The sequence below is a fragment of the uncultured Roseibium sp. genome (assembly GCF_963675095.2).
Taxonomy (GTDB): Bacteria; Pseudomonadota; Alphaproteobacteria; order Rhizobiales; family Stappiaceae; genus Roseibium.
Window position 1 is genome coordinate 51,674 of sequence record NZ_CAXXSJ010000062.1, and the last position, 24,598, is coordinate 76,271.

The window sequence follows — 24,598 nt, forward strand, 5'->3', positions numbered from 1 at the left end:
ATATCAGTTTGTTGTTGCCTCGGAGGGCTCTGCCTCCGGGGCCTGTAGAATTTCGTCTTTCAGGGTCCCGCGCGTGTGCAGGAGCAACCTGAGATCATCGCTGTCGTTCCGGGTGCTATGCGGCCAGGCGGTGTTGAACCACCAGATTTCGCCGATTTTCATCCTGTAGGACTGGCGGCCGGACTTGGTGCGGAAGTCAAAAACCGTGTCGCCGGCCAGAAGACACTGGATCATGTTCTGGTCCGGTGGGTCGACGTGTTCGAGCACATGCCCTTTTCCGGTCAGAAAATTGATCCGGGTGAGAGTGAGATCGTCCGCATAGCGCGAAATGACGCCGCGCCAGTCTTCGACGGCGGCGGCAAGAGGCGTGTTTCGATAGGTCTCGCTGACAAGGCCGCTTTCGTCCGTGACCTTGGCGATGGCCACATTCCGTTTCAGGCTCCGCGTATAGGACGTGTCCTTGTCCTCTTCGGTCATTTGAAACCCAGTGCGGGCCCAGTGAACCGCAACGTCGTCGATATAGCCGTGATCCGCCTGTCCATCGAGCACCGCGGCGCCGTCGCGCAGGCGCGAAACCAGGTCCATATCGATCTTGCCGAGGCGGCGGGCAACACCTAATGCACGGGTGTTTCGAAGGGTTTCGAGCACTTGCCGGTTTGGCCGGAAACGGGCACTCCGCGTATCACCTTCCAAGGCTAGAATTCCTGATTTTTATGCATGCAGACATCAAAAATCCCGCAACGCAATGGCTGCAGGTTCCAAAAAGCAGATCCTCACGCTAACATGCCGCGCCAATTGAAAAAACTCCTATTTGCACAACCGAAATCGCGATATTTGATGTCCGGAGCGTGGTGTCTCAAGGCAGAAGCTCGTGGTCCCAGGCGGCAGTGGGGCAGGGCTGATCGTTTAAGTTCGTTTTGACTTGGAGATACGTTTTTTATGTCCGAATTGTCCAGCAGGCTGACAGAGCCGGCCGCCGCTCGGGAAGACGAAACCGAAGTTAAGGAACGGGCCGGCGGCAGCGAGCAAACAGTTTCCGCAATCAATGCAAAGATGCCGGATGATCCCGCTACGCTGATGGATCTTGCGCGGAAGGCTCGTGGCCTCGGTGATAACGGACAGGCGCTCGCCTTTTACGAGGCTGCGGCCCTCGCGGCGCCCGAATTACTCATTGCTCATCTGGAGATCGCCAAGACTTTGCGGGCATTGAACCGGCCGGAAGAAGCCGCGCGGTGTTATCGCGATGTTCTGACCCGGCAGCCGGACGACCGCATCGCTCATGCCGCGCTTATGGGCCTGGGGAAAACGTACCGTTGTCTTGGCCGCAACGAGCAGGCGCTTGAGGCCTTTGAAGCCGCGGCAGATACCAATCCCGCAGACCTGTCTGCGAAGCTGGCGATCGCGGAAACGTTGCGGGTGTTGAAACGACCGGATGACGCAGACGCCTACTACCGGGACGTTCTCGAAAAGGAGCCTAAGGATCGAACCGCGCTTGTGGGCATGGCGCGGAGAGCCCTTGGCCTTGGCGATTACGAACAGGCATTGGCGCTATTCAAGGCGGCCGCAGAGGCTCATCCCGGTTTCCTGCCGGCAGAGCTGGGACTGGCGAAACTGCTTCAGGCGATGAACCGCAAGGGTGAGGCAGCCGCTGTGCTCGAGCGCCTGAATGTGCAGCATCCAGACAGCCTGATGTTGAAATTCAGACTGGCCATGGCCAGAAAGGCACTCGACGATTCGCCGGGTGCCAATCGTTTGATCGACGAAATCGTCTCGCTTCCGCTCAATGAACTTGACGCGAAAGACTGTCATATGCTGCTCGATGCCGCGCTTTTGTTCGATCGCGCTTCTGTGGCCTGTGACCTTTCCGCCAGAGCCCTGGAGGTCTATCCGGATGATCCCGACATCCTGATCGACCGGTTGAGATCGCTCGCCCTTGCCCAAGACCGGACGTCGTTCGTGGCGCTCTATTCGAAAGCCCGGGATAAACGGGAGGAGTGGCTGGATATCGACTATTGGGCGGCCCGGTTCCTCTGGATGCAGGGCAGGACGGCGGAGTCGGTCAGTCTGCTTCGGGCTATTCTCGCGCGCGATCCGGAAAACGCGAAAGTCCTGTCGATGCTGCTGGATATCTATACGAACTCCTCAGGGCATGAGCAGGCATTTACGGAGACCTTGCTGCGTTTGATCCGGCTTCCGTCCGGCACCAGTCTGCACCGCCGTATCGAACTTGTTCGCCGCATCGCTCTTTCCGAAGACGGCGATGCGCAGGGCGACTTGCTGAAAAAGGCCTTGGCCGGCGCAGACAAGGCTGCCGTCGTTTCGATCATGGAACAGACCAAATACGAACCGCTCGCGGCTACAGGTTCCAGTGCCGGGAGCGCGGATCCTGGGGGGCGGGACCCCGATTCCGCAGGGCTGTATACGATGGTAAGGCCACCCAGCCGTTTCGTAACCGGTCTCAGGCAAACACTTCACGGTTCACGGAATTGGTATCTGCCGACAGGCCATTTTACCGTTTCGACAGCCTGGCGCTTTGCTGACCAATCCGCATACGCGTTCGACGACTGGCTGGAGAAGGCCCAGTGGGGCGCTGCCGTGCAGCGTTTGATCAACCGGGCGATGATTGAAGACGAAAACAATCTCGATCCCCTGATGGAGTATGTCGACCTTCCGGATATCTCCAAGCTGCTGGCGCGCTCCGAAAACAACCAGCCGTTCCTGGTGGCGACAACGCATCTGGGATATGGCCTGACCCTTTGCTATCTGTCGAAAATGTTTCCCAAGATGCATCACCTAAGATCATTCGGAACGAATGACGGTGATGCTATTCCGTTCAGGCCCATTCATGACTGGCCGAACAGGATGGCGGCGACCCGTGCGACGGTGAGCGTCTTGCGGGACGGCGGCTCCATCTTCGCGACAGCCGACCAGTTGCCCCTGGACCCTTCCGGCCGGGACGGAGGGCCCGTCTCTACGGCAAACCTGTTCGGATATCTGCAGCCCTTTGGTTCTCTCCTTCCGAAACTGGCGTACCGCGGCTCGATCCCGATCTACTGGGTCCATTGTACGTGCAAGAACCGCAGGTTCGCGATTGAGCTGAAAGCGATGTCCAGCCCAACTCCCGGCGAGGCGGAATCCGACTGGATTGCCCGGTGGACAGGCGAATACGCGGGAATGCTGGAGCGGGTGATGTCGGGTGCCCCGGACGAGCACAATGTACTGAGCAGCTACTGGAAGCGTTTCTCCGGGCTGCAGGTGCCGCATGGCTCCTGACGATCGGTACCGCCGATGGTCGGGCAGGCCGAACTTCTTGTCCAACGTCAAGCGCGGATCTACTGCAGCCGGTGAGGCTCCAGGATCAGGATCTGCAGGTTGCGCTCCGGCCAGAAGTCGGTCTTTTCCACGCGAAATTGGGTCGGTGCGATCTTTTTCACGCCGTCCATGCAGAAACTGGTCAGGTTTTCCGGTGCGCCCTTGTCGACGGTGAGGGTGAAATGGCGGATGAAGCCGGCCCAGTTTGCGCCGGTCGTCAGCACATATTCCAGGCGAGCTTCAGAGAAAATGAAATTGTCCGATCCCGCGCGAGCACGGGCGTTCTGCACGGCACGGATGAAGCCATCATCAGTGCAGAAGCGCTCCGCGTAGCTACGTTTTTCCTCAGCACTCTCGAAAGGCTCGCCGATGGAGGTCTGGGCAGAACCGCCGACCGAGGGCTGGTAGCGGTGTTCTATGACGATTTCGCGCCCGGCCGGAAAGGTCTGCTTCCAGTAATAGGTAGTGCGTGCGCTCCAGCGCGGCTGGATACCGGCACTGTAAGGTTGGGCAGGACCGAGACCTGGATCGTCGATCATGCCGTTTTCGAATAGTTCGCGCCGGGTCTCCTTGGGCAGCTTTGCCAGAAGGTCCGGCAGAGCGGGATCGTGCGGGGCGAGCGGCAGGCCGAGGCTCTCCAGCCACGCGGTGCGATCAACGCCGAGTGTTTCCGCCCGCTGTTCTACCTGCATGGCGACGGGCCTACCATCCACCTTTGTCTCGAAAGCGAGGAAGTTCCGGTCCGCGTCGGGCACGGGAATCACAAAATTGTCTTCCTCCGACGGCGATCGGATCTCGGGTAGGGGGAAGGCGACCAGCGTGGTCACATCTTCATTTGTCAGGTTGCGGAAATGATAGGTGACGCGGATCTCTGCGGTCGAAACGTACAGGTCCTCGGAGCGCATTTCGATGGCGTCGTTGCGCGCCATCACAAGGCCGCCGGTCGCGAGATAAGCGGAGGAATCGTTGGCAAGGGCAGGCGGAGACAGGACCGTACCGAAGCAGGTCAGTACGGCGGCAGTTGCGGCAAGGGCGCCGAGGCGACTGCGTTGTGTCAGGGGTGACCGGCCTGTCATGGGGGTTCTCCAGTTCCATTCTTTCGCAGATGCTAGCATCCCGGCGGTCGCAAACCTTGATTTGAAGCAATGCGCGGGTGTTGGCTGACAACTATCGCTGACAAAGGGAAATCATGCCGGAGTGGGCTCGGCGGCGGAATGAAGAAGACGCTATTCGCACTGGTTTTGGCGGTTGCCGTGAGCTGCGGCCTGACTGCTTGCGAGCGCTTTTGGCCCGAGACGCCGCTGAAGGCGGGCGCGCGGGCGGACAGGGTCGTGGTTTTCAAGGGCGAACGGGTATTGGAGTTGATGGCCGGCGATGTCACGCTCAAACGGTATACGGTCTCGCTTGGTCGCGAACCGGTCGGCGCGAAACAGCGTGAGGGCGACGGGCGGACACCGGAGGGCCGGTACCGGATCGACTACCGTAACCCGGCCAGCGGCTATCATCTGGCGCTGCATATTTCCTATCCGGACGCGCAGGATCGGGCGCGAGCGCGCAAGGCCGGGGTTTCGCCGGGCGGCGACATCATGATCCACGGCATGCGCAACGGCTATGGCTGGATCGGTTCGCTGCACCGGCTGGTCGACTGGACCAACGGCTGTATCGCGGTGACCGATACGGAAATGGATGAAATCTGGCGGGCCGTCGCCAACGGCACCGAGATCGAGATACGGCCATGACCAAGGGGGCATTGTCATGAACACTACCACCGCCGGATCCTCCGGCAGCACGCGCCGGTCGGTTCTGGAGGTCCTGGGCATCTGGCTTGCCGGCTGGCTGGGCGGAGGTCTGGCCGGATGCATCCTATTTGCCGAATTCCTCCATCGCGGAGCGCTGATGCGCGGTCTGCATCTGCCCGGAATCGCCTTCAGCCCGTCCGCGGGGGCTCCGTCCGACGCCTTCATCACCGGCATCGACCCGTCAGGCGTATTGTTCTGGGGCGAATGCGGCTTGGCCGGCGGAATGCTCGTGGCGCTGGTGCATCTGGTTCTGCTGCAGCGGCGGCCGGTTGCCGGATGGGCGGGCAGCCTTCTTGCAGCGCTGGCATTGGGGCTCGGGATTGCCCTTGTTATCAATCTGGGCGGGCTCGGCCTGCTGCCGCTCTTCGGCGGGGTCAGCGGCGCGATCTATGGCTGGTTCGCGGGCATGGCGTCCGGCCGTCGGTCGAGGGCGATGGCCGTGAGCGCGCTGCTTTGGTTCGCGGTTTCCCTGACAGCCCTTTTGCCGCTCTGGCTTTATATCTCCGCGTGAGCAGGATCAGGTGGACCGACTGCCCTGACGGTGGTCATTTGCTGAGCAACTACTGCGCGTATTTTACCTGGTTTTAAATGCCAGGTCGTTAGAGTGAGATCTGTTCCGCTGCCGGTCAGGTGTGTGTTGCCTGCCGTCCCGCATGCAAGGAATCGGATTGCTCATGCTGCAGATTTTTCCATATCTTTTCTGGCTTTTGTTCCTGATCGTCATGTTGGCCGCCGGGTTATTCATCTGGGCGTCGCGCCGCCGCAAGAGGCAGGAGAGGGCGAGGATGGCGGTTGAGGTGTCGAATGAACGGATGCAGCAGGTGCTCTCCGCGGCGGGGAGCGCGAGAGCGCAGGAACGGACTTCGTCAATCGTGACCGAACCGGAGGCGGTTCCGTTTATTGATCAGGATCGGCCAGATCCCGTCGAACAGAGGACGGAACATGCCTTTGGAGAAAAGGGAGAGAAGGCTCCGGTTAGCGAGCCGGTCACGGTGGTCCTGCGGCGCCAGGTGCCGCCGCGGTTCAACGAGCCGCCGCGTTCATGGATCGGTGGCTTGCCGATGATGCCCGAGGACGTGCCGTGGCCGCGGTCGGTCTCGTTCGAGGCTCGGGAGCTGGGCGAAAGGCCCCTGCATTTTCTGGCACAGATTGCCTGTGAGGACCTGCCGGATGAACTCTGGTGCGGTCTGGGACCACGAAGCGGGTGGCTGTTGTTCTTTCTAGATCCGAACCAGTATTTCCCGGAGGATTCAGGCTCTTTCAGGATCCTGCATACGCAGGAACTCGGCGTTGAACGGCCAGTTCCCGCCGATCTGGGGCCGGTTCACGACGGCCAGTATACCGGACCGGACTATGACTATCTGGGAGCGGACGTGCCATTCACCTGGCGCCGCTGGCCGGTCGATCTCGTGAGCTTTCCCAACGAGGCCCATGAAGAGAACGGCCACGTGCAGGTAACGCCCCAACATTTCGCAGAACGGCTTTATGCCGGTGCGCCGGTCGCGGGTGGTCCACGCCCCGAGGTGTTGCCGGAACCCTTTACCTGGCGCATGGCCCTTGGTGTGATCGCGCAGTTCGAGAGGTGGCTTTCCAAGCCGATGGGCAAGGAAACCCTCTCGAAGGAGGCGGTTGCCAAGCTGAGCGATCCTCACTTTTTCGCCTCGCTCAGGCCGGATGTAGAGGCAAACGAGGAGCGGGTGGAAGAATTGAAACTCGCGCTTGCCGATGTGGTGGATCCGGGCAGTGCAGCTGCAGACGAGATCCTGCAGCAGTTGGCCCAGCGCAAAGAAGGGCTGGCGCGGGCGAGGCGGCTGGATGCTTTTCTGACCGACCATCCCACGGGTGAAAGTCTTCTCGATTATCTGCACGGCCTGGAAGAGGAGAAGGAGGCGTGGCGGGAATCGGCGTTGCAACTGCTCTCCAGGGAAAGGAAGAGGCTCGAGACCCGCGACCCGGATACGCTTCTGGCAGCCGGGGATTGGGCGCTGATCAAAGAGAGACTGGAAAGCCATCCGCTCACCTATTGGCGGATCGCTGCAATCAAGGCCTGGAAAGACGACCGGCTCAATGTCTCCATCCTTGAAAAGGAAGAGACGATTTGGAGCATGTTCGACGAGAACAGATTCGGGCTCTGGCAATTCGTCTCCGATTACTACACCGATGCACAAAACAAGGCTCTGATCCCGCCGGCGTTGCTGGAAACGTACGAACCGTGGTGGCGTCAACTGGCCGACAATCGTCCCCATCGTATGGGTGGCTATCACGATGGCCTGCAGTCGGAAGCGCAGATCGGGCCGTCCAACACCCTGCTCTTGTTACAGGTCGCTTCCGATCCCGCGATGAATTGGGTCTGGGGCGATGCAGGTGTCTATTACTTCTGGATCCGGCCCGATGACCTGGCAGCGGGCGATTTTTCCAAGGCGACGGCGATCCTGGAATGTCATTAAAAAGCCTGCCTCCCCACACGTCGGGAGAGGCAGGCATGATCATATATGCCGGATGTCCTTAACGAACGATCGGTTCCTTCAGGTCTTCCGGCTTCTTGTCCTTGATGATTTCCCAGTTGAGGGTGGCATCGTGGATGATTTCTTCTGTTTCCGCCTCGAAGCGCTTCTGAACGGCCTTGCTGTTGTTCAGATAAAGCTTGCCGTCAACGATCTTCCAGGCATCCGGCACGACCGGTACCTTGAAGCCCTTGCTGGCGCCGAAGGCGCAGAAGCCGCCGTACTGGGGGGCGTATTTCGCCGGATCGGCGGCGAAGAGATCCCGGTTCTGGGCGGAGGCGAACTTCCAGGTGACACCGTCATAGGTCGTGGTGAATTCGTCGGAACCGGCGACCGGTTTGCCTTCGGTGAAATAGGCGACCGGGTCGGTGCCGCCGATGGCTGCGCCGTGGTCGACATAGGTGGTGATCTCGTCGGCGGTGGCTGCGGTGGCGAACACCGTGAGCGACAGGGCCAAGGCACCCAGGCCTGCCTTCAATGAATGGAACATGTTGCTAACTCTCCCTGAACTGCCGGCGGATCGATCCCGCCGTCGGTTACACCCCAAGTGGTTGGTTGCTCACCAACAGATGTAATCCATGGAGCCAAATTGCCAATCAAGTGTGTTCACGGAACCGGCACAGGCGCGCGAGGCGGGGTGAGGCCGAGGACGAGCTGGATGGCGGTTTCGATGTCTGTGTCCGTTACCCTTTGTCCGCGGATGTGGAGCTTGAAATAGATCAGCCCGAGCAAGAGATCGATCCGGGTTTCCATATGGGCCTCGAAGGGCGTGGCGATGAAGATCTGCCGCAGGATCAGCCGCCTCGCATCTTCCGCTTCCGTTAATACCGCGTCCAGTTCCGGATGTTTGCGTAAAGGGACCAGTGCCCGCATGGCATCACCGAGCGGCGTGTCCTGCAGGGCGGAGACGGTGTTGACCAGAAAGACACGCAGGTCCTGGGCGACGCTGCCGCGCTGGGGCGGGGCGGGGTTGGCCTCCGCCAGCGCGTTTCGAATTGCGTCTGCGATCAGGGCCGGCTTGTCGGCCCAGCGCCGGTAGACCGCCTGCTTGCTGGTCTTCGCTCTAGCCGCCAGGCGGGCAATCGTCGTGGCCTCATAACCGTTTAGCGAAAGTTCCTGCAGAGTTGATTCAAGCAGGGCGCGGGTGACCCGCGCCTCCTGCGGCCGGCCTGGTTCAGGTGTGGTCTGGGGTCGGGGCGCAATTGACGACATGGAGAGCCACAATACGGTTATATTCAGTACCGAAATATCGATTATTTTATGCTGAAAGCAAGTCCGGCCCTTGCCGTTTGTCTGATTTTGCGGAAGACAAAGCCCAACACCGGCCGACAAGCCGGACAAAACCAGACACAGCCCAACAGGAACGGAGACGATATGTCCGTCGATACCCAAACGGTGAAAAAGGTCGCGCGGCTGGCGCGGATCAAGGTGAGCGAAGCGGATGCGGAGCGCATGACCGGTGAGCTGAACGCCATCCTGGGCTTTGTGGAACAGCTCGACGAGGTGAATATCGACGGCGTGGAGCCGCTGACCTCCGTGGTCGAGCAGACCATGAAGAAGCGCAAGGACGGGGTCACCGACGGCGGTTATGCCAATGACATCACCGCCAATGCGCCGGCCTCGGAAGACAATTTCTTCATGGTGCCGAAAGTCGTCGAGTAAGGACGACCGCGCCCCCGCTTCAGTATTCTGTTCAAGGCCGCTTCAGGCCCAATCAAAGATATTCGTATGACCGACCTGACCAAACTGACCATTGCCGAGGCCCGCGAAGGGCTGAAGAACAAGGACTACACCTCCAGCGAGCTGACCGAGGCGTTTCTGACCAACATCGAGGCGGCCAACCCGTCGCTCAACGCCTATGTGGCGGTGACCGCCGACAAGGCGCGGGAGATGGCCAAGGCTTCCGACGAGAAGCTCGCCAAAGGCGAGGGTGGGGCGCTGGAAGGCATTCCGCTCGGCATCAAGGACCTGTTCGCCACCAAGGGCGTGCACACCCAGGCCTGCAGCCATATTCTCGACGGCTTCAAGCCGGTCTACGAATCCACGGTGACCTCGAACCTATGGGCCGACGGCGCGGTGATGCTCGGCAAGCTCAACATGGACGAGTTCGCCATGGGCTCGTCCAACGAGACCTCCTATTACGGCAACGTGGTCAATCCCTGGCGCAAGGACGGCTCCAACGCGGCCCTGGTGCCCGGTGGCTCTTCGGGCGGTTCGGCGGCTTCGGTTGCAGCGCGCCTGTGCATGGGGGCGACCGCGACCGACACCGGCGGCTCGATCCGCCAGCCGGCGGCTTTGACCGGCACCGTCGGCATCAAGCCGACCTACGGCCGTTGTTCGCGCTGGGGCATTGTCGCCTTCGCCTCGTCCCTCGACCAGGCCGGCCCGATCGCCCACACGGTGCGCGACAGCGCCATCCTGCTGAAATCCATGGCCTCCGTCGATGCCAAGGACACCACGTCGGTGGAAATCGACGTGCCCGATTATGAGGCCGCCATCGGCAAGTCGGTGAAGGGGCTTAAGATCGGCATTCCGAAGGAATACCGGGTCGACGGCATGCCGGCGGAGATCGAGGAGTTGTGGCAGAAGGGAATTGCGTGGCTGAAGGATGCGGGCGCTGAGATCGTCGATATCTCCCTGCCGCACACCAAATACGCCCTGCCGGCCTATTACATCGTCGCGCCCGCGGAAGCTTCCTCCAACCTGGCCCGTTACGACGGCGTGCGCTACGGCCTGCGCGTGCCGGGCAAGGACATCGTGGAGATGTACGAAAACACCCGCGCGGAAGGCTTCGGCGCGGAGGTGCAGCGGCGCATCCTGATCGGCACCTACGTGCTGTCTGCCGGTTATTACGATGCCTATTACCTGAAGGCGCAGAAGGTACGCACCCTGATCAAGCGCGACTTCGATCTGGCCTGGGAAAACGGCGTCGACGCGATCCTGACCCCGACCACCCCGGATGCGGCCTTCGCGCCGGGCGAAATCACCGATCCGGTGACCATGTACCTGAACGACATCTTCACCGTGACCGTAAACATGGCCGGCCTGCCGGGCATCTCCGTTCCCGCCGGCCTCAACAAGTCGGGACTGCCGCTCGGCCTTCAGCTCATCGGCAAGCCCTTCGACGAGGCAACCCTGTTCCAGGTCGGCTCCGTGATCGAAGAGGCGGCCGGCTCGTTCGAGGCGGAGAACTGGTGGAAGTAAGGGGCTGATTTATAAGCTCACTTGTCATCCCGGGCGAACACAGTGAGACCCGGGATCCAGTACGCCGTGTCCTCCCGGTTCAAGCAACCGAGTTGACGGATTACTGGGTCCCGGATCTTCGCTGTCGCTCCGTCCGGGATGACAACAGAAGATCGGGATAGGCTGTGCCCCCTGCTCATGAAGCCTAAATGAGCTCCAGGACCGTCAGAAAGGCAAGTGAATGACCGACGTTGAAACCATCGTCATCGGGGCGGGCGCTGTCGGGCTGGCGATTGCGCGGGCGCTGGCGGTAGCCGGGTGCGAGGTCATGGTGCTGGAGCGGCACGGGCTGATTGGCTCGGAGACCAGTTCGCGTAACTCCGAGGTCATTCACGCAGGGATCTACTATCCGAAAGACAGCCTCAAGGCGCGCTGCTGCGTGGACGGCAAGCAACTGCTTTATGCCTTCTGTTCAAGCCACGGCGTGGCGCATCAGCGAACCGGCAAGCTGATCGTCGCCACGGATATGGAGCAGGCGGACAAGCTGGAAGAGATCCGCCAGCGGGCGGCGGCGAATGGGGTAGATGATCTGATCCGACTGACGGCGGACGAGGCGCGGGAGATGGAGCCGGAGCTTGCGTGCGAAGGTGCGCTGCTGTCGCCCTCGACCGGCATCATCGACAGTCACGGCTACATGTTGGCGCTTCAGGGCGAACTGGAGGCCCATGGCGGCCAGGTGGTGCTGAATACGGCGGTGGGATCCATCGGCCGGACGGATGATGGGGCTTTCTCCGTCACGATCGCGGGTGAGGACGGCTACACCATCACGGCAAAGGAACTGATCGTCTCCGCGGGTAGAAGTGCGCCGGACCTGATGACCGCCTTTCCTGAAGCCAATCCGCCGAAGGGCTATCTGGCCAAGGGCAGCTATTTCAAGCTCAACGGCAAGGCGCCGTTCTCAAGGCTGATCTATCCGGTGCCGATGACAAAGACCGGTGCGCTCGGGGTGCATGTGACCCTCGACCTGCAGGGCCGGGTGCGTTTCGGGCCGGACATGGAATGGGTCGAGGAGATCGACTACCGGGTCGATCCGGCCCGCGCCGAGGTCTTCTACGACGCGATCCGCCAATACTGGCCGGCGCTGGAGGATGGGGCGCTGGAGGCCGATTATTCCGGTATCCGCCCGAAGATCCACGGGCCCGGCGAACCGGCGCCGGATTTCCGTATCGATGGTCCGCAGGCGCATGGAATGGCCGGTCTCGTGGCGCTCTACGGCATCGAGTCGCCGGGGCTGACCTCGTCGCTTGCTATCGGGGAATTGGTGGCGGAGCGGCTTGGCTGAGGGGGGCAGTACTCGTGTCTGGCAGCTGCTCGGATCGGCTTCGAGTATGCAGCATCGCTTTGGTTTCCGCAATCATCCACACGGATTACTGGGTCCCCGGTCGCGCTTCGCTTGCCGGGGATGACAACTGTGGGGTGGTGAAGCCATTCCACAACTCTGTTGTCATCCCCGCGGAAGCGGGGACCCAGTAATCTGTGTCGTTTGAGTTGGTTTTCTGAAGTTGTATCCGGTTGAATTTCCTTATTAGAGTTGCGTATGTCCGACGAGCAGCTCTACTTCACCTATATTCTCGCCAGCCGGATTGGTGGAACGCTTTATGTCGGTGTGACAAATGACCTGATCCGCAGGGTTAATGAACATCGCGAGGGGACGGCTAGTGCATTCACGCGGAGATACGGTGTTCATAAACTCGTTTACTTCGAGCCGCATCGGGAGGTGGCGCAAGCCATCTTACGGGAAAAACAGATCAAACGCTGGAACCGTGCCTGGAAGATCGAGCTCATAGAAAAGCAAAATCCCGACTGGCGGGATTTGTATGAGGGTCTGGTCTGACTAAGAGTGCTGCATTCCCTGCTGGCGATACGGAATACTAGGTCCCCGGTCGCGCTTCGCTTGCCGGGGATGACATCTGTGGGGTGGTGAAGCCGTGGCACATCCAATGTTGTCTTCTCCGCGGAAGCGGGGAACCAGTACTCTGTGCCTTTCCGCTTTTGCCTTTTCCTTCCGCCCTCCCGCCACAATTCCGCCGCTATGAGCGAGGCTCACTGACGGGTCAGACAATGAAAACCGGAGGTTTCCATGGTCTTTGCCGCCACGGGATGAGCGCAGTCTCTTCTTATTGTTGCCGCATAGCTTGCATTTTATTGCGGAAGTAGTATTGCACTGCACCGTCTCTGCAAGCGTGGGGTCTCTAAGTGATTGATCGGCGGACGTTTCTTCTCAATACGTCTCTTGGATTGGGCTGTGCCTTCGGCCTGCCTGTTGCTTTTGTTTCCGGCGCGCCTGCGGCCGGGGAAGCGGAGGATTTTTCCTTCGACGGACTGAAGGCAAAAATGCGGGAGAAGGCGAAGACGCCCTACGTGGAACCCGCAGGCGATCTGCCGGAAAAACTCGCGAACCTCAGCTACGATCAGCACCGGGCGATCCGCTACCGGCCCGACCATGCGCTATGGAAGGACGGCGGTTCGAATTTCGAGCTGCAGGCGTTTCACCCCGGCTGGCTGTTCAAGCACCCGGTGGATCTGCACGAGGTGATCGGCGACCGATCCTGGCAGCTGCATTTCACCGGCGCGGATTTCGAATACCGGGAGCCCCTCAAGGCTGCGGACTTCAACGGGCTGGAACTGCCCGGCATTGCCGGGTTCCGCCTGCATTATCCGCTGAACCGGCCCGACTATCGGGACGAGCTTATCACCTTCCTGGGCGCCAGCTATTTCCGCGCTCTGGGTAAGGACAACCTCTACGGCCTGTCCGCCCGGGGCCTTGCGGTCGATACCGCGGCCGGGCGCGAGGAGGAGTTTCCGAACTTCACCCGGTTCTACCTGGAACGGCCGGTGCCGGGGCAGAACCGGATGCGCATCTGGGCGGAGCTGGAAAGCCCGCGGGTGACCGGCGCCTATGCCTTCACCATCACGCCCGGCATCAACACGGAAGTGGATGTGGACGCCAACATCTACCTGCGCGGTGATGTGCAACGGCTGGGGGTTGCGCCGTTGACCTCCATGTATCTCTACGGTGAGAACGACCGCACGGGCTTCGACGACTACCGGCCGGAAGTGCATGACAGCGATGGGCTTCTCACCCTGCGCAAGGACGGCGAGCGCCTGTGGCGGCCGCTGCGCAATCCGAACGAACTTGCGCTTTCCTTCTTCGGCGAGGACAGCCCGAAGGGCTTCGGCCTGATCCAGCGGGACAGGCATTTCGACAGCTACCAGGACACGGAAGCTCATTACGAGAGGCGGCCGTCCCTGTGGATCGAGCCGATCGGCGAGTGGGGCAAGGGGCACATCATGCTGGCGGAAATCCCGTCCGACAAGGAGATCCACGACAATGTGGTCGCCTTCTGGGTGCCGGAGAAAAAGGCGGAAGCCGGGTCCGAACACCGGTTCCGCTACCGGATGCACTGGGGCAGCCAGCCGGAGCCCGGTTCCGGGCTTGCCCAGGTGCGCACCACGCGGACCGGCCAGGGCGGGACCGCGGCGTCTGAGCCCGACCCGCGCAAGCGCAAATTTGCCGTGGAGTTCGCCGGTGGGCCGCTCGCCAAGCTGGGCAGTGAGGCGAAGCTGGAGGCGGACCTGAAGGTGAGCAATGCCACATTGATGGCGCATCAGCTTGCCACTCTGGAAAATGGCGTGTGGCGGCAGATCTTCGACGTCAAGCAGGACGACAGCGGCAATCCGGTGGAACTGGCGCTGACGCTGAAACACGATGGCAAGGCCGTGACCGAAACCTGGCTGTATCAATGGGCCCGAACGACCTGAGCCCGGCCTGAAACCGGCCCAAATCCGGCAAGGGCGTTGCCGGGAGTGCGCCACCTTGGAACTTTTATATCCGACATGCGTTCTGGCAGGGGAGCAATGGATATGACCGAAACAGAACTGAAACTTGATGACATCCGGAACGGGCTGGACCGGCCGGACCTGAGCGATGCCGAACTGGTTGCCTGCCTCGATGAGGCGGCCGCCCGGCTCGGCCTGACCGCGAGCGCGGAAGACCTGTTGGCCCGTCCGGCAGCAGATGCGGACCTGCGTCTCGCCGTCTCCTGCCTGGCGCTGCCCCAGCCGCAGCATCCGATGGCTATGCCAGAACATGACCTCGTTCCGGAAAAATCCCGTCGCGCCGCATCTTCCTTCTGGAGCAAGCGCCCGGTCTTGCTTCCGCTTTTCTTAAGAAAGCGCTGACATGTCCGGATCACCGGCCCTGAACACGGTTCTGAAAGGCGCATGGGAGCGGATGGACCGTCAGGCGGTTCCCGTCCGGAGGGTCGGAGCCTTCCTGCTCGCCGCCGCGTTGACCGTGGGGGCGGCCTCCATGTTCGGCACCGTCGCTCAGGCGGACGGTTTCGACTGGGTCGACGTGATCCGGATCCTGCTGATTGCCGTTTCCGGTTTCTGGCTCGCCTGGGGCGCCTGTACGGCGCTCCTCGGTGTCCTGTTCGACCCGCCCGCCGTGCCCCGCAACGAAGAAGGGCCCTGGTCGAGGACGGCGGTGCTGATCCCGGTTTATAATGAAAACACAGCGGCCGTTTTTGCCCGCATCGAGGCAATGTACCGTTCGTTGGAACGCACCGGCACTTTGCACCTGTTCGATTTTCATGTGCTGTCGGACACGACAAACCCGGCAATTGCCGAGGCCGAAGGGGGCGCATGGCGCCAGAGCCTCGTTCGGCTGCAGGCCGGCGGGCGGCTCTACTATCGCCACCGGGAGAAGAACACCGGCCGCAAGGCGGGCAACATCGCCGATTTCATCCGCACTTCCGGCGGGTCGTATGAGTTCATGCTGGTGCTTGACGCAGACAGCCTGATGGACGGCGAAACGATCGTGGAAATGGTGCGCCGGATGGAGGCCGCTCCCACGCTGGGCCTGCTGCAGACCCTGCCGCAGATGATCGGCCTCACCAGCCTGTTCGGCCGCATGCTGCAGTTTTCCGCCGGTTTCTTCTCGCCGGTCTTCACCAGGGGTGTGGCCGCGCTCCAGGGGGCGGAAGGCCCGTTCTGGGGCCACAACGCGCTGATCCGCGTGCGCGCCTTTGCCCAGTCCTGCGGCATGGCCGCCCTTGAAGGCAAGCCGCCGTTCGGCGGGCATATCCTCAGCCACGACACCGTCGAGGCGGCCCTTCTGGCCCGCGATGGTTGGCAGGTGCGGGTTGACCCGGACCTGCAGGGCTCGTTCGAAGAGGGGCCGGCGAACCTGATCGACTATGCCAAGCGCGACCGGCGCTGGTGCCAGGGCAACCTGCAGCACACGCGGGTGCTCGGCGCGCCGCGGCTCAAGGCCTGGAGCCGGATCTCCATCATCCAGGGGCTGTTTGCCTACCTGTCCTCGCCGGTGTGGCTTCTGTTCCTGATCGCCAGTCTGGCCGCGCCCCTGTTCGCGCCCAAGCCGGTCTATTTCGACGGCCGGTCGCTCTTTCCTGTCTTTCCCCATCCGGAAACCACGGTGGCGCTGGCGCTACTCTTCGGCGTCGGTGCGCTCCTGATCCTGCCCAAGGCGATGCTGCTGGTGCGCGCGCTTCTGAACGGCGACGCCCGCCGTTACGGCGGTGCCTTCCTCCTGACGGTGAGCGTGATCCTGGAGCTGCTGATGACCTCGGTGCTGGCGCCGGTGCACATGATGTTCCAGAGCCGGTCCGTGTTTCAGGTGCTGACCGGCGGCGATTCCGGCTGGCCTGCCGCCGACCGCGACGATGGCTCGCTCCCCTTCGTCGCCTGCCTCAAGGCCACATGGTGGATGGTCCTCGCAGGCGCTGCCGCGCTGGTCTTCGCCTTCGAAATGACCCCGGACCTGTTCTGGTGGCTCGCTCCTGTCTCTGTGCCGCTGGTACTGGCGCCGGGTCTGCTCTACGTCACAGCCCTGCCGGCGATCGGCCGGCTGAGCCGCAAGGCCGGCCTGCTGCTGACACCTTACGAGGTCGAGCGGGTTAGGTTGATCCGGGACATGCGCGTGGCGTTGGATCAGGGAAGAGAGGCTGCACCGCAGGTCCGGTCCGCAGCTGCGGTCTGATGAAAATCCGGGCAGGCGGCTCAGGGTACGGACCCATAAAATTCAGTTTTCAGGTCGATCAGGAAATGGCTGTATCCAAGACGCATAAATCGCGGGAAACCCGGGAGGTTTTCAAGATTTTGCAACGCAGGAGGCGGCCATTTCCTGATCGATCCGAAGGACGCCAATCCGGCTGCGGAAAGCCGCGTCAAAGCCTTTGCACCATGCACGCGAGGTTTTCAAGATTTTGCAACGCAGGAGGCGGCCATTTCCTGATCGATCCGAAGGACGCCAATCCGGCTGCGGAAAGCCGCGTCAAAGCCTTTGCACCATGCACGCGCATGGTTCTGCAGGCTTTTCCTAACTCTCCTTTGCCGGATTGACGCCTGAAAGCAGAATTTTTTGGGTCCGTACCCTAATAGTCCGTCTTGTTCCGGCCGCGGCACTGTGCAGGAATGATCGTACAAGGCCGGCGCGCTCCCGCGTTCGGCCTGCTGGAAACGCGACGAAGCGTGCTGAGGGCGCTTTGTTGGTCGCCAACCGAATTCAAGGGGAAGGACCACGCGCCCATGCTGATCAGATACGGCTACGACATTACGCTTGCCTGTGCCGAGCCTACCGCCATGGTGAGCCTGCTGGAGGTGCATGAAGACCGCAAGGGGGATCTCCGTGCACCGGAAAACCTGTATTTCACGCCGGACATCGCAAGCACGACCTACCACGACATTTACGGAAACCGCTGCCGACGTTTCGTGGCTCCGGCCGGCGAGGTGAGACTGTGGGGCGATGCGACCATCGAGGACGACGAGACCCTGGATCCGGAGGTCTGGGACGCGCCGGAAATACCCGTGCAGAACCTGCCGGACGCATGCCTCGTCTATTTGCTTGGCAGTCGCTATTGCGAAACCGACCGGTTAAGCCAGTTCGCCTGGGACAGGTTCGGGAACCTGGCACCGGGTTGGAACCGGGTTCAGGCGATCTGCGACTTCGTCCATAACCACATCCGGTTCGACTACATGCAGGCGCGGGCGACGCGCAGCGCTTTCGAAGCCTTGAACGAAGGCGTCGGCGTCTGCCGCGACTTTGCCCACCTGGCGGTGGCGCTGTGCCGCTGCCTGAACATCCCGGCCCGCTACGTCAACGGTCATCTCGGCGACATCGGCGTGATCGTGGATGAGCCGATGGACTTTTCCGCCTGGATGGAGGTCTATCTCGGCGGCAGGTGGCACACGTTCGATCCGCGCAACAACACGCCCCGCATCGGCCGCATCGTCATCGCCCGCGGCCGCGACGCCGCCGACGTCCCGCTCATCAACTCCTTCGGCCCGCATATCCTGAATTCGTTCCGGGTGTGGACCTATGAGGTTTCCGAGGCTTGATTCCGGCTGGTTGAAAGGTGATTTTCCGTTGGCTGCATCGGTTATTGCGAACCGCTTGCGGACGCTATGCGCTGCTGACGCCCTGCGAGGTGGAGCGGGTTCGGCTGATCCGGGACATGCGGGGGGCGTTGGAGAGTGGGTGAGTTAGGCCGATGAAATGGGTCGTTTGATGCGGGAAGTTTGGCGATTTGCACTTTATAAGTATATTATGATTATTTCGTGTTTCTAATTTTTATTATTTGAAATACTTCTAATTTAGTTTTCGGAGGAGCTAAAGATGGATGATTTTACAAGTAAAAATGTTGAACTAATCCCAATGGTCGCGAAGATTCTTGGTAGGGAGATATTGTCATATGTATTGGCAATTGATGCAGGGTCGATAGAGAAATTAATTAGAGAAGGTGGACTGATATCCAAAAAGCAATCTGATGCTCTCAAACAATTGGACGGAATCGCACAGCATGCCAGAGGTGTTTCGGGGGACACGCCGCGGCTAGGATACGCAGCACAGCGTACCATAGAAGAAATTACATTGAGATATGGAAAGGCCTTGTTCTCTGAACTTCGAGAGAGCTGTGCGGGGAAAAGGCTTAAGTTGCCGATAAAGAATGATCCCGTTCTAGATGCGTTGATTTTACTCTGTGAAATTGTGTATCCGTATGTCCTTATTCCAATTAAAACTCTTTGGGAAAGAGAGATATTTGTTCCTAATTTATATGGTTTAAAAGAGGAAGATACTTTTGAAGATGCGGTATTGAATGACGAGTTTATAAGAATACTTTTCCACGATGACGTTGCTGGTAACGGAAAATGCGGTCTCAGGTATGACTCGATAGGAGTTGGGGGAGGTGTGCAGAGTGTGGCGTGGTCGCGCACGATTCTCGAGAATGCCGCTCTTGCAATGATGCTTCGTTGTGGTTCATTCGAAGATTTCGTCGAGGCTGCTTGTCAACAAGTGTTAGCAGTGCGGGCGGCGTTGCAAGAGAAGGAGGTTAGTGTACCTGCTTTTGCATTATTTGTTGGCACTGGTTTGACGGTTGATCAGCAGATCGATTTGGGCGGGCGGTACCTATACCCTGTGAATAGAAATTGTATTGATTTATTTCCTGTTGGAGCAAGACCCTCAACATCCGAAAGTGATATAATAGGTTTTATATTAGAAGTAAGCATCGAATACAGATTAACTGTATTTCCAGAAGAGCCGAAACGTGAAGATCAAAAATGGCCGGTCGAATTAACGACACAAAGCTTATTTGAAAAAGTAACAAATATTGAACTTGGGGTTACTTTGTCGGGTGAGGGTGGTGGTCTGGTAAAGGCAAGAAACACTGCGTCAATCATTATCAATCCTACGAACAATTCGGGCATGATGTACAAATCCGATTCCGGCAGCCAAGCAGAGCCACGAATTCTAAATTTAGAGGATTTAGATCGTATCAGAAGATGGGTTGATGCTTTGGACGTAGTCGATACATCGCATATAAGGCTAGCGCTTCGTCGGTACTTAAGTGCAACAAATGAGAGGGCAGATAATGAAGATGCCCTGATTGACGCTGTTATCGGTTTGGAAAATCTTTTTGGAGAACGGACAGAAATCGCCTTCTCAGTTTGTAACTCTGTGGCAAGGTTGCTTGGTGATACCGAGGAGAAAAAGAATGAAATATTTTCTTCAATAAATAAGGTTTATAAGGCAAGGAGTAAAATAGTTCACGGCCAAAAAGAATACTCTCCAAAAGAATTAAGAGATTTTCGAGTCGAGGCAGTTTCTTTCTTGGCTGAATCATTGAAGTGCATCTTTATGCAGCATCAAGATCTGGCCAACATGAAAGGGCCTGTTCGTTCTAGGAAAATAGCGTTGGGGAACTATTAAATTTGATCGACATCCCAGACGATTGAACGTGTTTAGGTTAATCTACAGAGCAATACATTTTCCAATGACAGCTCAGATATCGGTGTCTGAGCCTCTCAAAGTGTCCCCTCCCGCCGCCGGTTTCCCGGCGACGGTGGGCTGTCCCAATCATCTGTTGTCGGGCTGCGCGCGGACGCGCAGGAGGCCCAGGCGGGTGATCAGGTAGGGGCCTCCGGACTTGGAGGCGATGTAGCGGCGGCGTTTGAGTTTCTTGAACAGCGCCAGTTGGCAACCGGACCAGGACCAGCCATCGCGGGTGATGGTCCGGGTGTCGGTAATGCGGCCATGGTCGTTCTTTTCCACGACAATGCGGCCGCCTTGAGCGAGCAGGTGCAGGACCCGTTGCTCAGGTTTTGAAATATCCATTGATTTCTTGGTCTTCATGTCATGCGCGGTTAGGCGCAAATCAGCGATCACGCGCCGCAGCCAGTCGCTTGCAGCGGTGTTACTCACTGATGCCCGGTCGGGGAGACCGGGCCTTAACGGGCCTCTCGGCGTCCGTACATGAAGTCTCCATCAAAATGTTCGGTGCTGATTTAGGAGGTGCGTGCGGGGAGTGCAAGGGGTGTTCGCGATGCACTTCCCGGACAGATTGCCACTGGCGTGAGATACGCCGGGGCGATTGCCTGAACTCCGGGTTGTCATCCCCGGCAAGCGAAGCGCGATCGGGGACCCAGTACCCCGTATCCTCTCGGCTCAATCAACGAACGTCGCGGAATACTGTTGGGGTGGACGGCCCCTACGGCATCGATGTGCCAGAATGAGGTTGTTAAAGATCTCAAACGATGGAGCCGTCCATGAAGAATATTAGCCGCGTTGGAATGGATACGTCCAAGTCTGTTTTTCAATTGCATGGTGTGGATGCTGGGGACCATCCGGTGTTGAGCAAGAAGCTTCGCCGTCGTCAGGTTCTCGACTTTTTTGCCGGGTTGCCTCCGGCGCAGGTGGGCCTTGAGGCCTGTGGAGCCTCGCATTATTGGGCTCGGGAGTTACGGAAGTTGGGGCATGAGGTCGCGCTGATCCCGCCGCAATACGTCAAGCCCTATGTGCAGCGGAGCAAATCGGACGCGGCGGACGCGGAAGCGATCTGCGAGGCGATGAGCCGTCCGAAGCTGGCCCGGACCTTCGTGCCGGTGAAAAGTCCAGAGCAGCAAGCTGCGCAGATGCTGGCGAAGCTGCGAGGGCAATTCCTTGGCCGGCGTACGCAGCTTTCCAATTCGATCCGCGGCTTTGCGGCAGAGTTCGGTCTGGTTGCCCCGAAGGGCCTGTTCCAGCTTGACCGGCTTGTCGAGCGGATCCGCGCGGACGAGACGCTGCCGGAGATGGCACGGGATATGTTCGAAACGCTGGTCCGTGACTACGCGCGAGTGGACAAGGAGATAGCCGATCTCAACGCAAAACTGCGAGAGCTTCACCGTGCCGATGAACTCAGCCAGCGGCTGGCCGGCATCCCGGGCATTGGTCCGGTTGGTGCGACCCTGCTGGCGATCAAGGTGAGCAACGCGCATGCCTTCAAATCGGGGCGCGATTTTTCTGCCTGGCTCGGCCTGACGCCGAAAAACCATTCCACGGCAGGCAAGAACCGGCTCGGTGTGATCACCCGCGCCGGGGACGAGATGCTGCGCGCCACCCTGGTTGCCGGCGCAAGCGCCGTTCTGCTGCAGTGCCGGCAGGGGAGGATCAAAACGCCCTGGCCCTGGTTGGAGAAACTGTGTCGTCACAAGCCGCACAAGCTGGCTGCCGTCGCGCTCGCCAACAAGCTGGCGCGCATCGCCTGGAAGCTGATGGTCAGCGGCGAAACCTATCACCCGCAGTCACCGCAAGAGCAACCGGGACTCGCCTGACGATCGACAAAACACTTGCCCCGGCCAAAGACAGGCTGGCGCGACAGAGGAACTTGCAAGGGAAGATGAGAAGGTGTGTTCGGTCGAACCGAGGCGGATGGGAAATACCGTGGGATCCAGTGGCGGCTTCAAGGCCGATATCGCTGTACTGTTTGGATCCCATCCGCTGCGGAACCCATCTTGGCCAGCGGCAAAACGGCCGCAAAGCAGGCCGTACATATGACCGCAAGCGATCCGGAACACCTGCCAACTTCAACCTTGCAACCACGGGGCCGTCCACATATGGGTCCCCGCTTTCGCGGGATGACAACAGAAGCGCGGGGCGTTTGCCAGAAATGGTACCGACGCTATGCGACGGGATGCAGGATCAGGCATTTCAACCCCTGCGGCACTGCAGCGCTGGTCTTAATCTGGTTTTAGGATCTGTTGTTCTCTATACAATTCAAGCGGATGACGATTTGGATGATGCAACCGATTCCCGGAGGCTGGCATGGCGGATGCGGCGAAGCGGAATGGAAATGGGGGCCCAGCGGGCCCTGATCTCGAGACACTCCCGATCGGGGAGGTTCTGACCAGTCTGAAGACGGACCCTGACAAGGGGTTGAGCGACGAGGAGGCGAGGGGGCGGCTTTCAACTTACGGCCCCAACGCCCTGCCGGAAAAGCACGAGTCCTTTGCCCGCAAGGTTCTGAACTATTTCATCGGCCCGATCGCCTTCATGATCGAGGCGGCGGCGCTGGTTTCCGCCTTTCTCGGCCGCTGGGACGACTTCGCCATCATCTTCGGGCTGCTGATCTTCAACGCCGCGCTTGAGCTGTGGCAGGACCGCAAAGGCGTCGAGTGCGCTGGCAGCCCTGAAGCAAAGCCTTGCGCCCCAGGCGACGGTGCTCAGGGGCGGGACTTTCCGGACGGTGGATGCGGCGGGGCTCGTGCCCGGCGACATGGTGCAGATCCGTCTCGGGGCGATCGTGCCTGCGGACCTTAGGCTGGTTTCAGGCGATTTCGCCTCCATCGATCAGGCCGCTCTTACCGGCGAATCCCTGCCGGCCACCAAAAAGCCGGGCGACGAAGCCTATTCGGGCAGTGTGGTGAAACAGGGCGAGATGACCGGTGTCGTCATCGCCACCGGGTCCAATACCTTCTTCGGCCGCACCGCCAAGCTGGTGGCAGGCGCCGGCTCGGTCGGTCATGCCCAGCGCGCCATGTTCCAGATCGGCAATTTCCTGATCGCCGTCGCGGTGGCGCTGGCGCTGATCATGGTGGCGGTGCAGGTATACCGGGACATCGTGCTGTCCGACACCTGGGGCGTGGCGGACGCGCTCGATATCCTGCAATTCGTGCTGATCCTGCTGGTGGCCTCGATCCCCGTCGCCATGCCGGCGGTGTTTTCCATCACCATGGCGCTCGGGGCGCTGGCGCTGTCGAAGGAAAAGGCGATCGTGTCGCGGCTGGCGGCGATCGAGGAAATGGCCGGCGTCGATATCCTGTGTTCCGACAAGACCGGCACGCTGACCAAGAACCAGCTGACCATCGGCGATCCGATCCTGCTGGAGGCCACGGACGGCCAAGAGGTGGTTCTGGCGGCCGTCCTGGCCTCCAAGGAGGAAGACAACGACGTCATCGACAGCGCGGTCATTGCCGCCCTGAAGGACACCGCTGCGCCGAAAGCCTACAGATTGAAGAAATTCGTGCCGTTCGACCCGGTGTCGAAGCGTACGCGGGCAACACTTGTGGACGGCTCGGGGAAGGAGATCACCGTCGCCAAGGGTGCGCCCCAGGCGATTGTCGATCTGGCGCAGCCGCCTGCGGAGATTGCCGAGAAGGTCACGCGGACGGTCGCCGATCTGGGCGCCAAGGGTTACCGGGCGCTCGGGGTGGCGCGTTCCGAGGACGGCGGCAAGAGCTGGAGCCTGCTCGGCATCCTGCCCATGTTCGATCCGCCCCGGGACGATTCCAAGGCGACCATCGATCTGGCGCAGGCCAAGGGCGTTTCGGTGAAGATGATCACCGGCGACGACACGGCGATTGCCCGCGAAACCGCGCGCCAGCTCGGCCTTGGCACCAATATCGTCGCCGCCGCCGATGCGTTTCCCAAGGACATGGATCCGGACAACGTTCCGGACCACATTGCCGACGCCATCGAGCGGGCCGACGGCTTTGCGCGGGTGTTTCCGGAGCACAAATACGCCATCGTCAAGGCGCTGCAGGAGCGCGGGCACCTGGTGGCGATGACCGGTGACGGGGTCAACGATGCGCCCGCATTGAAACAGGCAGATTGCGGCACGGCGGTTTCGGGTGCGACCGATGCGGCAACGTGGAGCGGCCGACCTGATCCTGACCGCGCCCGGCCTGTCGGTGATCAATGCCGCCATCGACGAGGCGCGGCGCATCTTCGGGCGCATCACCTCCTACACAGTCTACCGGATCGCGCTGACCATGGACATCATGTTCCTGGTGGTGCTGTCGACTGTGTTCTTGGAGTTCCAGCCGCTGACGGCGGTGATGATCGTGATCATGTCGCTGCTCGACGACCTGCCGATCATGACCATTGCCTATGACAACACGGCGGTGGCGGAAAAGCCGATCCGCTGGCAGATGCAGAGGCTTCTCGGTGTCTCCGCAGTG

The 24,598-nt window shown here is 60.2% G+C and carries 22 protein-coding genes; 17 read left to right on the plus strand and 5 right to left on the minus strand.

Annotated elements, in window-relative coordinates; genetic code table 11:
• Nucleotides 1–3: 3 nt before the first annotated feature.
• Nucleotides 4–693: an aspartyl/asparaginyl beta-hydroxylase domain-containing protein gene (locus tag ABIN98_RS24805; protein WP_346914208.1), complete on the minus strand. Its 690-nt coding sequence runs from the start codon at nt 691–693 to the stop codon at nt 4–6.
• 246 nt (nt 694–939) lie between these two features.
• On the opposite strand from ABIN98_RS24805, the gene ABIN98_RS24810 reads away from it, so the two are divergent.
• Complete coding sequence (locus ABIN98_RS24810) at nt 940–3,273, plus strand: tetratricopeptide repeat protein (RefSeq protein ID WP_346914210.1); 2,334 nt, start codon at nt 940–942, stop codon at nt 3,271–3,273.
• A gap of 59 nt (nt 3,274–3,332) precedes the next feature.
• On the opposite strand, the gene ABIN98_RS24815 is transcribed toward ABIN98_RS24810, so the two are convergent.
• Nucleotides 3,333–4,388, minus strand: coding sequence for a DUF4424 domain-containing protein (locus ABIN98_RS24815; protein WP_346914212.1), 1,056 nt, complete (start codon nt 4,386–4,388; stop codon nt 3,333–3,335).
• A 138-nt stretch (nt 4,389–4,526) separates the two neighbouring features.
• On the opposite strand from ABIN98_RS24815, the gene ABIN98_RS24820 reads away from it, so the two are divergent.
• The 3 genes from ABIN98_RS24820 (at nt 4,527) to ABIN98_RS24830 (ending at nt 7,558) form a co-directional block, all read left to right on the plus strand.
• Nucleotides 4,527–5,051: a L,D-transpeptidase family protein gene (locus ABIN98_RS24820; RefSeq protein WP_346914214.1), complete on the plus strand. Its 525-nt coding sequence runs from the start codon at nt 4,527–4,529 to the stop codon at nt 5,049–5,051.
• Nucleotides 5,052–5,067: 16 nt separating this feature from the next.
• Entirely contained in the window at nt 5,068–5,622 is a 555-nt protein-coding gene (locus ABIN98_RS24825; protein ID WP_346914216.1) for a hypothetical protein, read from the plus strand.
• Between the two features lie 163 nt (nt 5,623–5,785).
• Nucleotides 5,786–7,558: a DUF1963 domain-containing protein gene (locus ABIN98_RS24830; RefSeq protein ID WP_346914326.1), complete on the plus strand. Its 1,773-nt coding sequence runs from the start codon at nt 5,786–5,788 to the stop codon at nt 7,556–7,558.
• A 58-nt stretch (nt 7,559–7,616) separates the two neighbouring features.
• On the opposite strand, the gene ABIN98_RS24835 is transcribed toward ABIN98_RS24830, so the two are convergent.
• A complete protein-coding gene (locus tag ABIN98_RS24835) occupies nt 7,617–8,105 on the minus strand; it encodes a YHS domain-containing (seleno)protein (RefSeq protein WP_346914218.1) in 489 nt (162 codons plus the stop codon).
• A gap of 116 nt (nt 8,106–8,221) precedes the next feature.
• The gene (locus tag ABIN98_RS24840; RefSeq protein WP_346914220.1) at nt 8,222–8,827 is read right to left on the minus strand and encodes a TetR/AcrR family transcriptional regulator; all 606 of its coding nucleotides are present in this window, start codon (nt 8,825–8,827) and stop codon (nt 8,222–8,224) included.
• Between the two features lie 162 nt (nt 8,828–8,989).
• On the opposite strand from ABIN98_RS24840, the gene gatC reads away from it, so the two are divergent.
• The 10 genes from gatC (at nt 8,990) to ABIN98_RS24890 (ending at nt 20,090) form a co-directional block, all read left to right on the plus strand.
• Complete coding sequence (gene gatC, locus ABIN98_RS24845) at nt 8,990–9,277, plus strand: Asp-tRNA(Asn)/Glu-tRNA(Gln) amidotransferase subunit GatC (RefSeq protein WP_346914222.1); 288 nt, start codon at nt 8,990–8,992, stop codon at nt 9,275–9,277.
• 66 nt (nt 9,278–9,343) lie between these two features.
• Entirely contained in the window at nt 9,344–10,819 is a 1,476-nt protein-coding gene (gatA, locus tag ABIN98_RS24850; RefSeq protein WP_346914224.1) for an Asp-tRNA(Asn)/Glu-tRNA(Gln) amidotransferase subunit GatA, read from the plus strand.
• Between the two features lie 220 nt (nt 10,820–11,039).
• Nucleotides 11,040–12,140 (plus strand): NAD(P)/FAD-dependent oxidoreductase, encoded by a 1,101-nt coding sequence (locus ABIN98_RS24855; RefSeq protein ID WP_346914226.1) that lies wholly within the window; start codon nt 11,040–11,042, stop codon nt 12,138–12,140.
• A gap of 255 nt (nt 12,141–12,395) precedes the next feature.
• Nucleotides 12,396–12,692: a GIY-YIG nuclease family protein gene (locus ABIN98_RS24860; protein WP_346914228.1), complete on the plus strand. Its 297-nt coding sequence runs from the start codon at nt 12,396–12,398 to the stop codon at nt 12,690–12,692.
• A 362-nt stretch (nt 12,693–13,054) separates the two neighbouring features.
• Complete coding sequence (locus ABIN98_RS24865) at nt 13,055–14,620, plus strand: glucan biosynthesis protein (protein ID WP_346914230.1); 1,566 nt, start codon at nt 13,055–13,057, stop codon at nt 14,618–14,620.
• 102 nt (nt 14,621–14,722) lie between these two features.
• Nucleotides 14,723–15,040 carry a hypothetical protein gene (locus ABIN98_RS24870; RefSeq protein WP_346914232.1) on the plus strand — a complete coding sequence of 106 codons (318 nt, stop codon included), beginning with the start codon at nt 14,723–14,725 and terminating at the stop codon, nt 15,038–15,040.
• Between the two features lies 1 nt (nt 15,041).
• Entirely contained in the window at nt 15,042–16,862 is a 1,821-nt protein-coding gene (gene mdoH, locus ABIN98_RS24875) for a glucans biosynthesis glucosyltransferase MdoH (RefSeq protein ID WP_346914234.1), read from the plus strand.
• Nucleotides 16,862–17,224, plus strand: a complete 363-nt coding sequence (locus ABIN98_RS24880; RefSeq protein ID WP_346914236.1) for a hypothetical protein — start codon at nt 16,862–16,864, stop codon at nt 17,222–17,224. Before mdoH ends, ABIN98_RS24880 begins: the two co-directional genes overlap by 1 nt.
• A gap of 186 nt (nt 17,225–17,410) precedes the next feature.
• Nucleotides 17,411–18,220, plus strand: a complete 810-nt coding sequence (locus ABIN98_RS24885; RefSeq protein ID WP_346914238.1) for a transglutaminase family protein — start codon at nt 17,411–17,413, stop codon at nt 18,218–18,220.
• Between the two features lie 277 nt (nt 18,221–18,497).
• Nucleotides 18,498–20,090 (plus strand): hypothetical protein, encoded by a 1,593-nt coding sequence (locus ABIN98_RS24890; protein WP_346914240.1) that lies wholly within the window; start codon nt 18,498–18,500, stop codon nt 20,088–20,090.
• A gap of 147 nt (nt 20,091–20,237) precedes the next feature.
• Here the strand turns inward: ABIN98_RS24890 and ABIN98_RS24895 are convergent, their stop codons facing one another.
• Nucleotides 20,238–20,495 carry a YjhX family toxin gene (locus tag ABIN98_RS24895; protein ID WP_346914328.1) on the minus strand — a complete coding sequence of 86 codons (258 nt, stop codon included), beginning with the start codon at nt 20,493–20,495 and terminating at the stop codon, nt 20,238–20,240.
• Between the two features lie 431 nt (nt 20,496–20,926).
• On the opposite strand from ABIN98_RS24895, the gene ABIN98_RS24900 reads away from it, so the two are divergent.
• The 3 genes from ABIN98_RS24900 to ABIN98_RS24910 all read left to right on the plus strand — a co-directional run bounded on the left by ABIN98_RS24900 (nt 20,927) and on the right by ABIN98_RS24910 (nt 24,531).
• Nucleotides 20,927–21,973: an IS110 family transposase gene (locus ABIN98_RS24900; protein WP_346908921.1), complete on the plus strand. Its 1,047-nt coding sequence runs from the start codon at nt 20,927–20,929 to the stop codon at nt 21,971–21,973.
• A 490-nt stretch (nt 21,974–22,463) separates the two neighbouring features.
• Nucleotides 22,464–22,958 (plus strand): cation-transporting P-type ATPase, encoded by a 495-nt coding sequence (locus ABIN98_RS24905; protein ID WP_346914242.1) that lies wholly within the window; start codon nt 22,464–22,466, stop codon nt 22,956–22,958.
• Nucleotides 22,858–24,531: a plasma-membrane proton-efflux P-type ATPase gene (locus ABIN98_RS24910; RefSeq protein WP_346914244.1), complete on the plus strand. Its 1,674-nt coding sequence runs from the start codon at nt 22,858–22,860 to the stop codon at nt 24,529–24,531. Before ABIN98_RS24905 ends, ABIN98_RS24910 begins: the two co-directional genes overlap by 101 nt.
• Nucleotides 24,532–24,598: the final 67 nt, after the last annotated feature.

Excerpts from the sequence above, each read along its gene's own strand:
- ABIN98_RS24885 (WP_346914238.1), top strand. The coding sequence starts at position 17,411 with ATGCTGATCAGATACGGCTACGACATTACGCTTGCCTGTGCCGAGCCT.
- ABIN98_RS24900 (WP_346908921.1), top strand. The coding sequence starts at position 20,927 with ATGAAGAATATTAGCCGCGTTGGAATGGATACGTCCAAGTCTGTTTTT.
- ABIN98_RS24825 (WP_346914216.1), top strand. The coding sequence starts at position 5,068 with ATGAACACTACCACCGCCGGATCCTCCGGCAGCACGCGCCGGTCGGTT.
- gatA (WP_346914224.1), top strand. The coding sequence starts at position 9,344 with ATGACCGACCTGACCAAACTGACCATTGCCGAGGCCCGCGAAGGGCTG.
- ABIN98_RS24820 (WP_346914214.1), top strand. The coding sequence starts at position 4,527 with ATGAAGAAGACGCTATTCGCACTGGTTTTGGCGGTTGCCGTGAGCTGC.
- ABIN98_RS24815 (WP_346914212.1), bottom strand. The coding sequence starts at position 4,388 with ATGACAGGCCGGTCACCCCTGACACAACGCAGTCGCCTCGGCGCCCTT.
- ABIN98_RS24835 (WP_346914218.1), bottom strand. The coding sequence starts at position 8,105 with ATGTTCCATTCATTGAAGGCAGGCCTGGGTGCCTTGGCCCTGTCGCTC.
- ABIN98_RS24880 (WP_346914236.1), top strand. The coding sequence starts at position 16,862 with ATGAAAATCCGGGCAGGCGGCTCAGGGTACGGACCCATAAAATTCAGT.
- ABIN98_RS24855 (WP_346914226.1), top strand. The coding sequence starts at position 11,040 with ATGACCGACGTTGAAACCATCGTCATCGGGGCGGGCGCTGTCGGGCTG.
- ABIN98_RS24895 (WP_346914328.1), bottom strand. The coding sequence starts at position 20,495 with ATGGATATTTCAAAACCTGAGCAACGGGTCCTGCACCTGCTCGCTCAA.
- ABIN98_RS24905 (WP_346914242.1), top strand. The coding sequence starts at position 22,464 with ATGGCGGATGCGGCGAAGCGGAATGGAAATGGGGGCCCAGCGGGCCCT.
- gatC (WP_346914222.1), top strand. The coding sequence starts at position 8,990 with ATGTCCGTCGATACCCAAACGGTGAAAAAGGTCGCGCGGCTGGCGCGG.
- ABIN98_RS24890 (WP_346914240.1), top strand. The coding sequence starts at position 18,498 with ATGGATGATTTTACAAGTAAAAATGTTGAACTAATCCCAATGGTCGCG.
- ABIN98_RS24840 (WP_346914220.1), bottom strand. The coding sequence starts at position 8,827 with ATGTCGTCAATTGCGCCCCGACCCCAGACCACACCTGAACCAGGCCGG.
- mdoH (WP_346914234.1), top strand. The coding sequence starts at position 15,042 with ATGTCCGGATCACCGGCCCTGAACACGGTTCTGAAAGGCGCATGGGAG.
- ABIN98_RS24860 (WP_346914228.1), top strand. The coding sequence starts at position 12,396 with ATGTCCGACGAGCAGCTCTACTTCACCTATATTCTCGCCAGCCGGATT.
- ABIN98_RS24870 (WP_346914232.1), top strand. The coding sequence starts at position 14,723 with ATGACCGAAACAGAACTGAAACTTGATGACATCCGGAACGGGCTGGAC.
- ABIN98_RS24830 (WP_346914326.1), top strand. The coding sequence starts at position 5,786 with ATGCTGCAGATTTTTCCATATCTTTTCTGGCTTTTGTTCCTGATCGTC.
- ABIN98_RS24810 (WP_346914210.1), top strand. The coding sequence starts at position 940 with ATGTCCGAATTGTCCAGCAGGCTGACAGAGCCGGCCGCCGCTCGGGAA.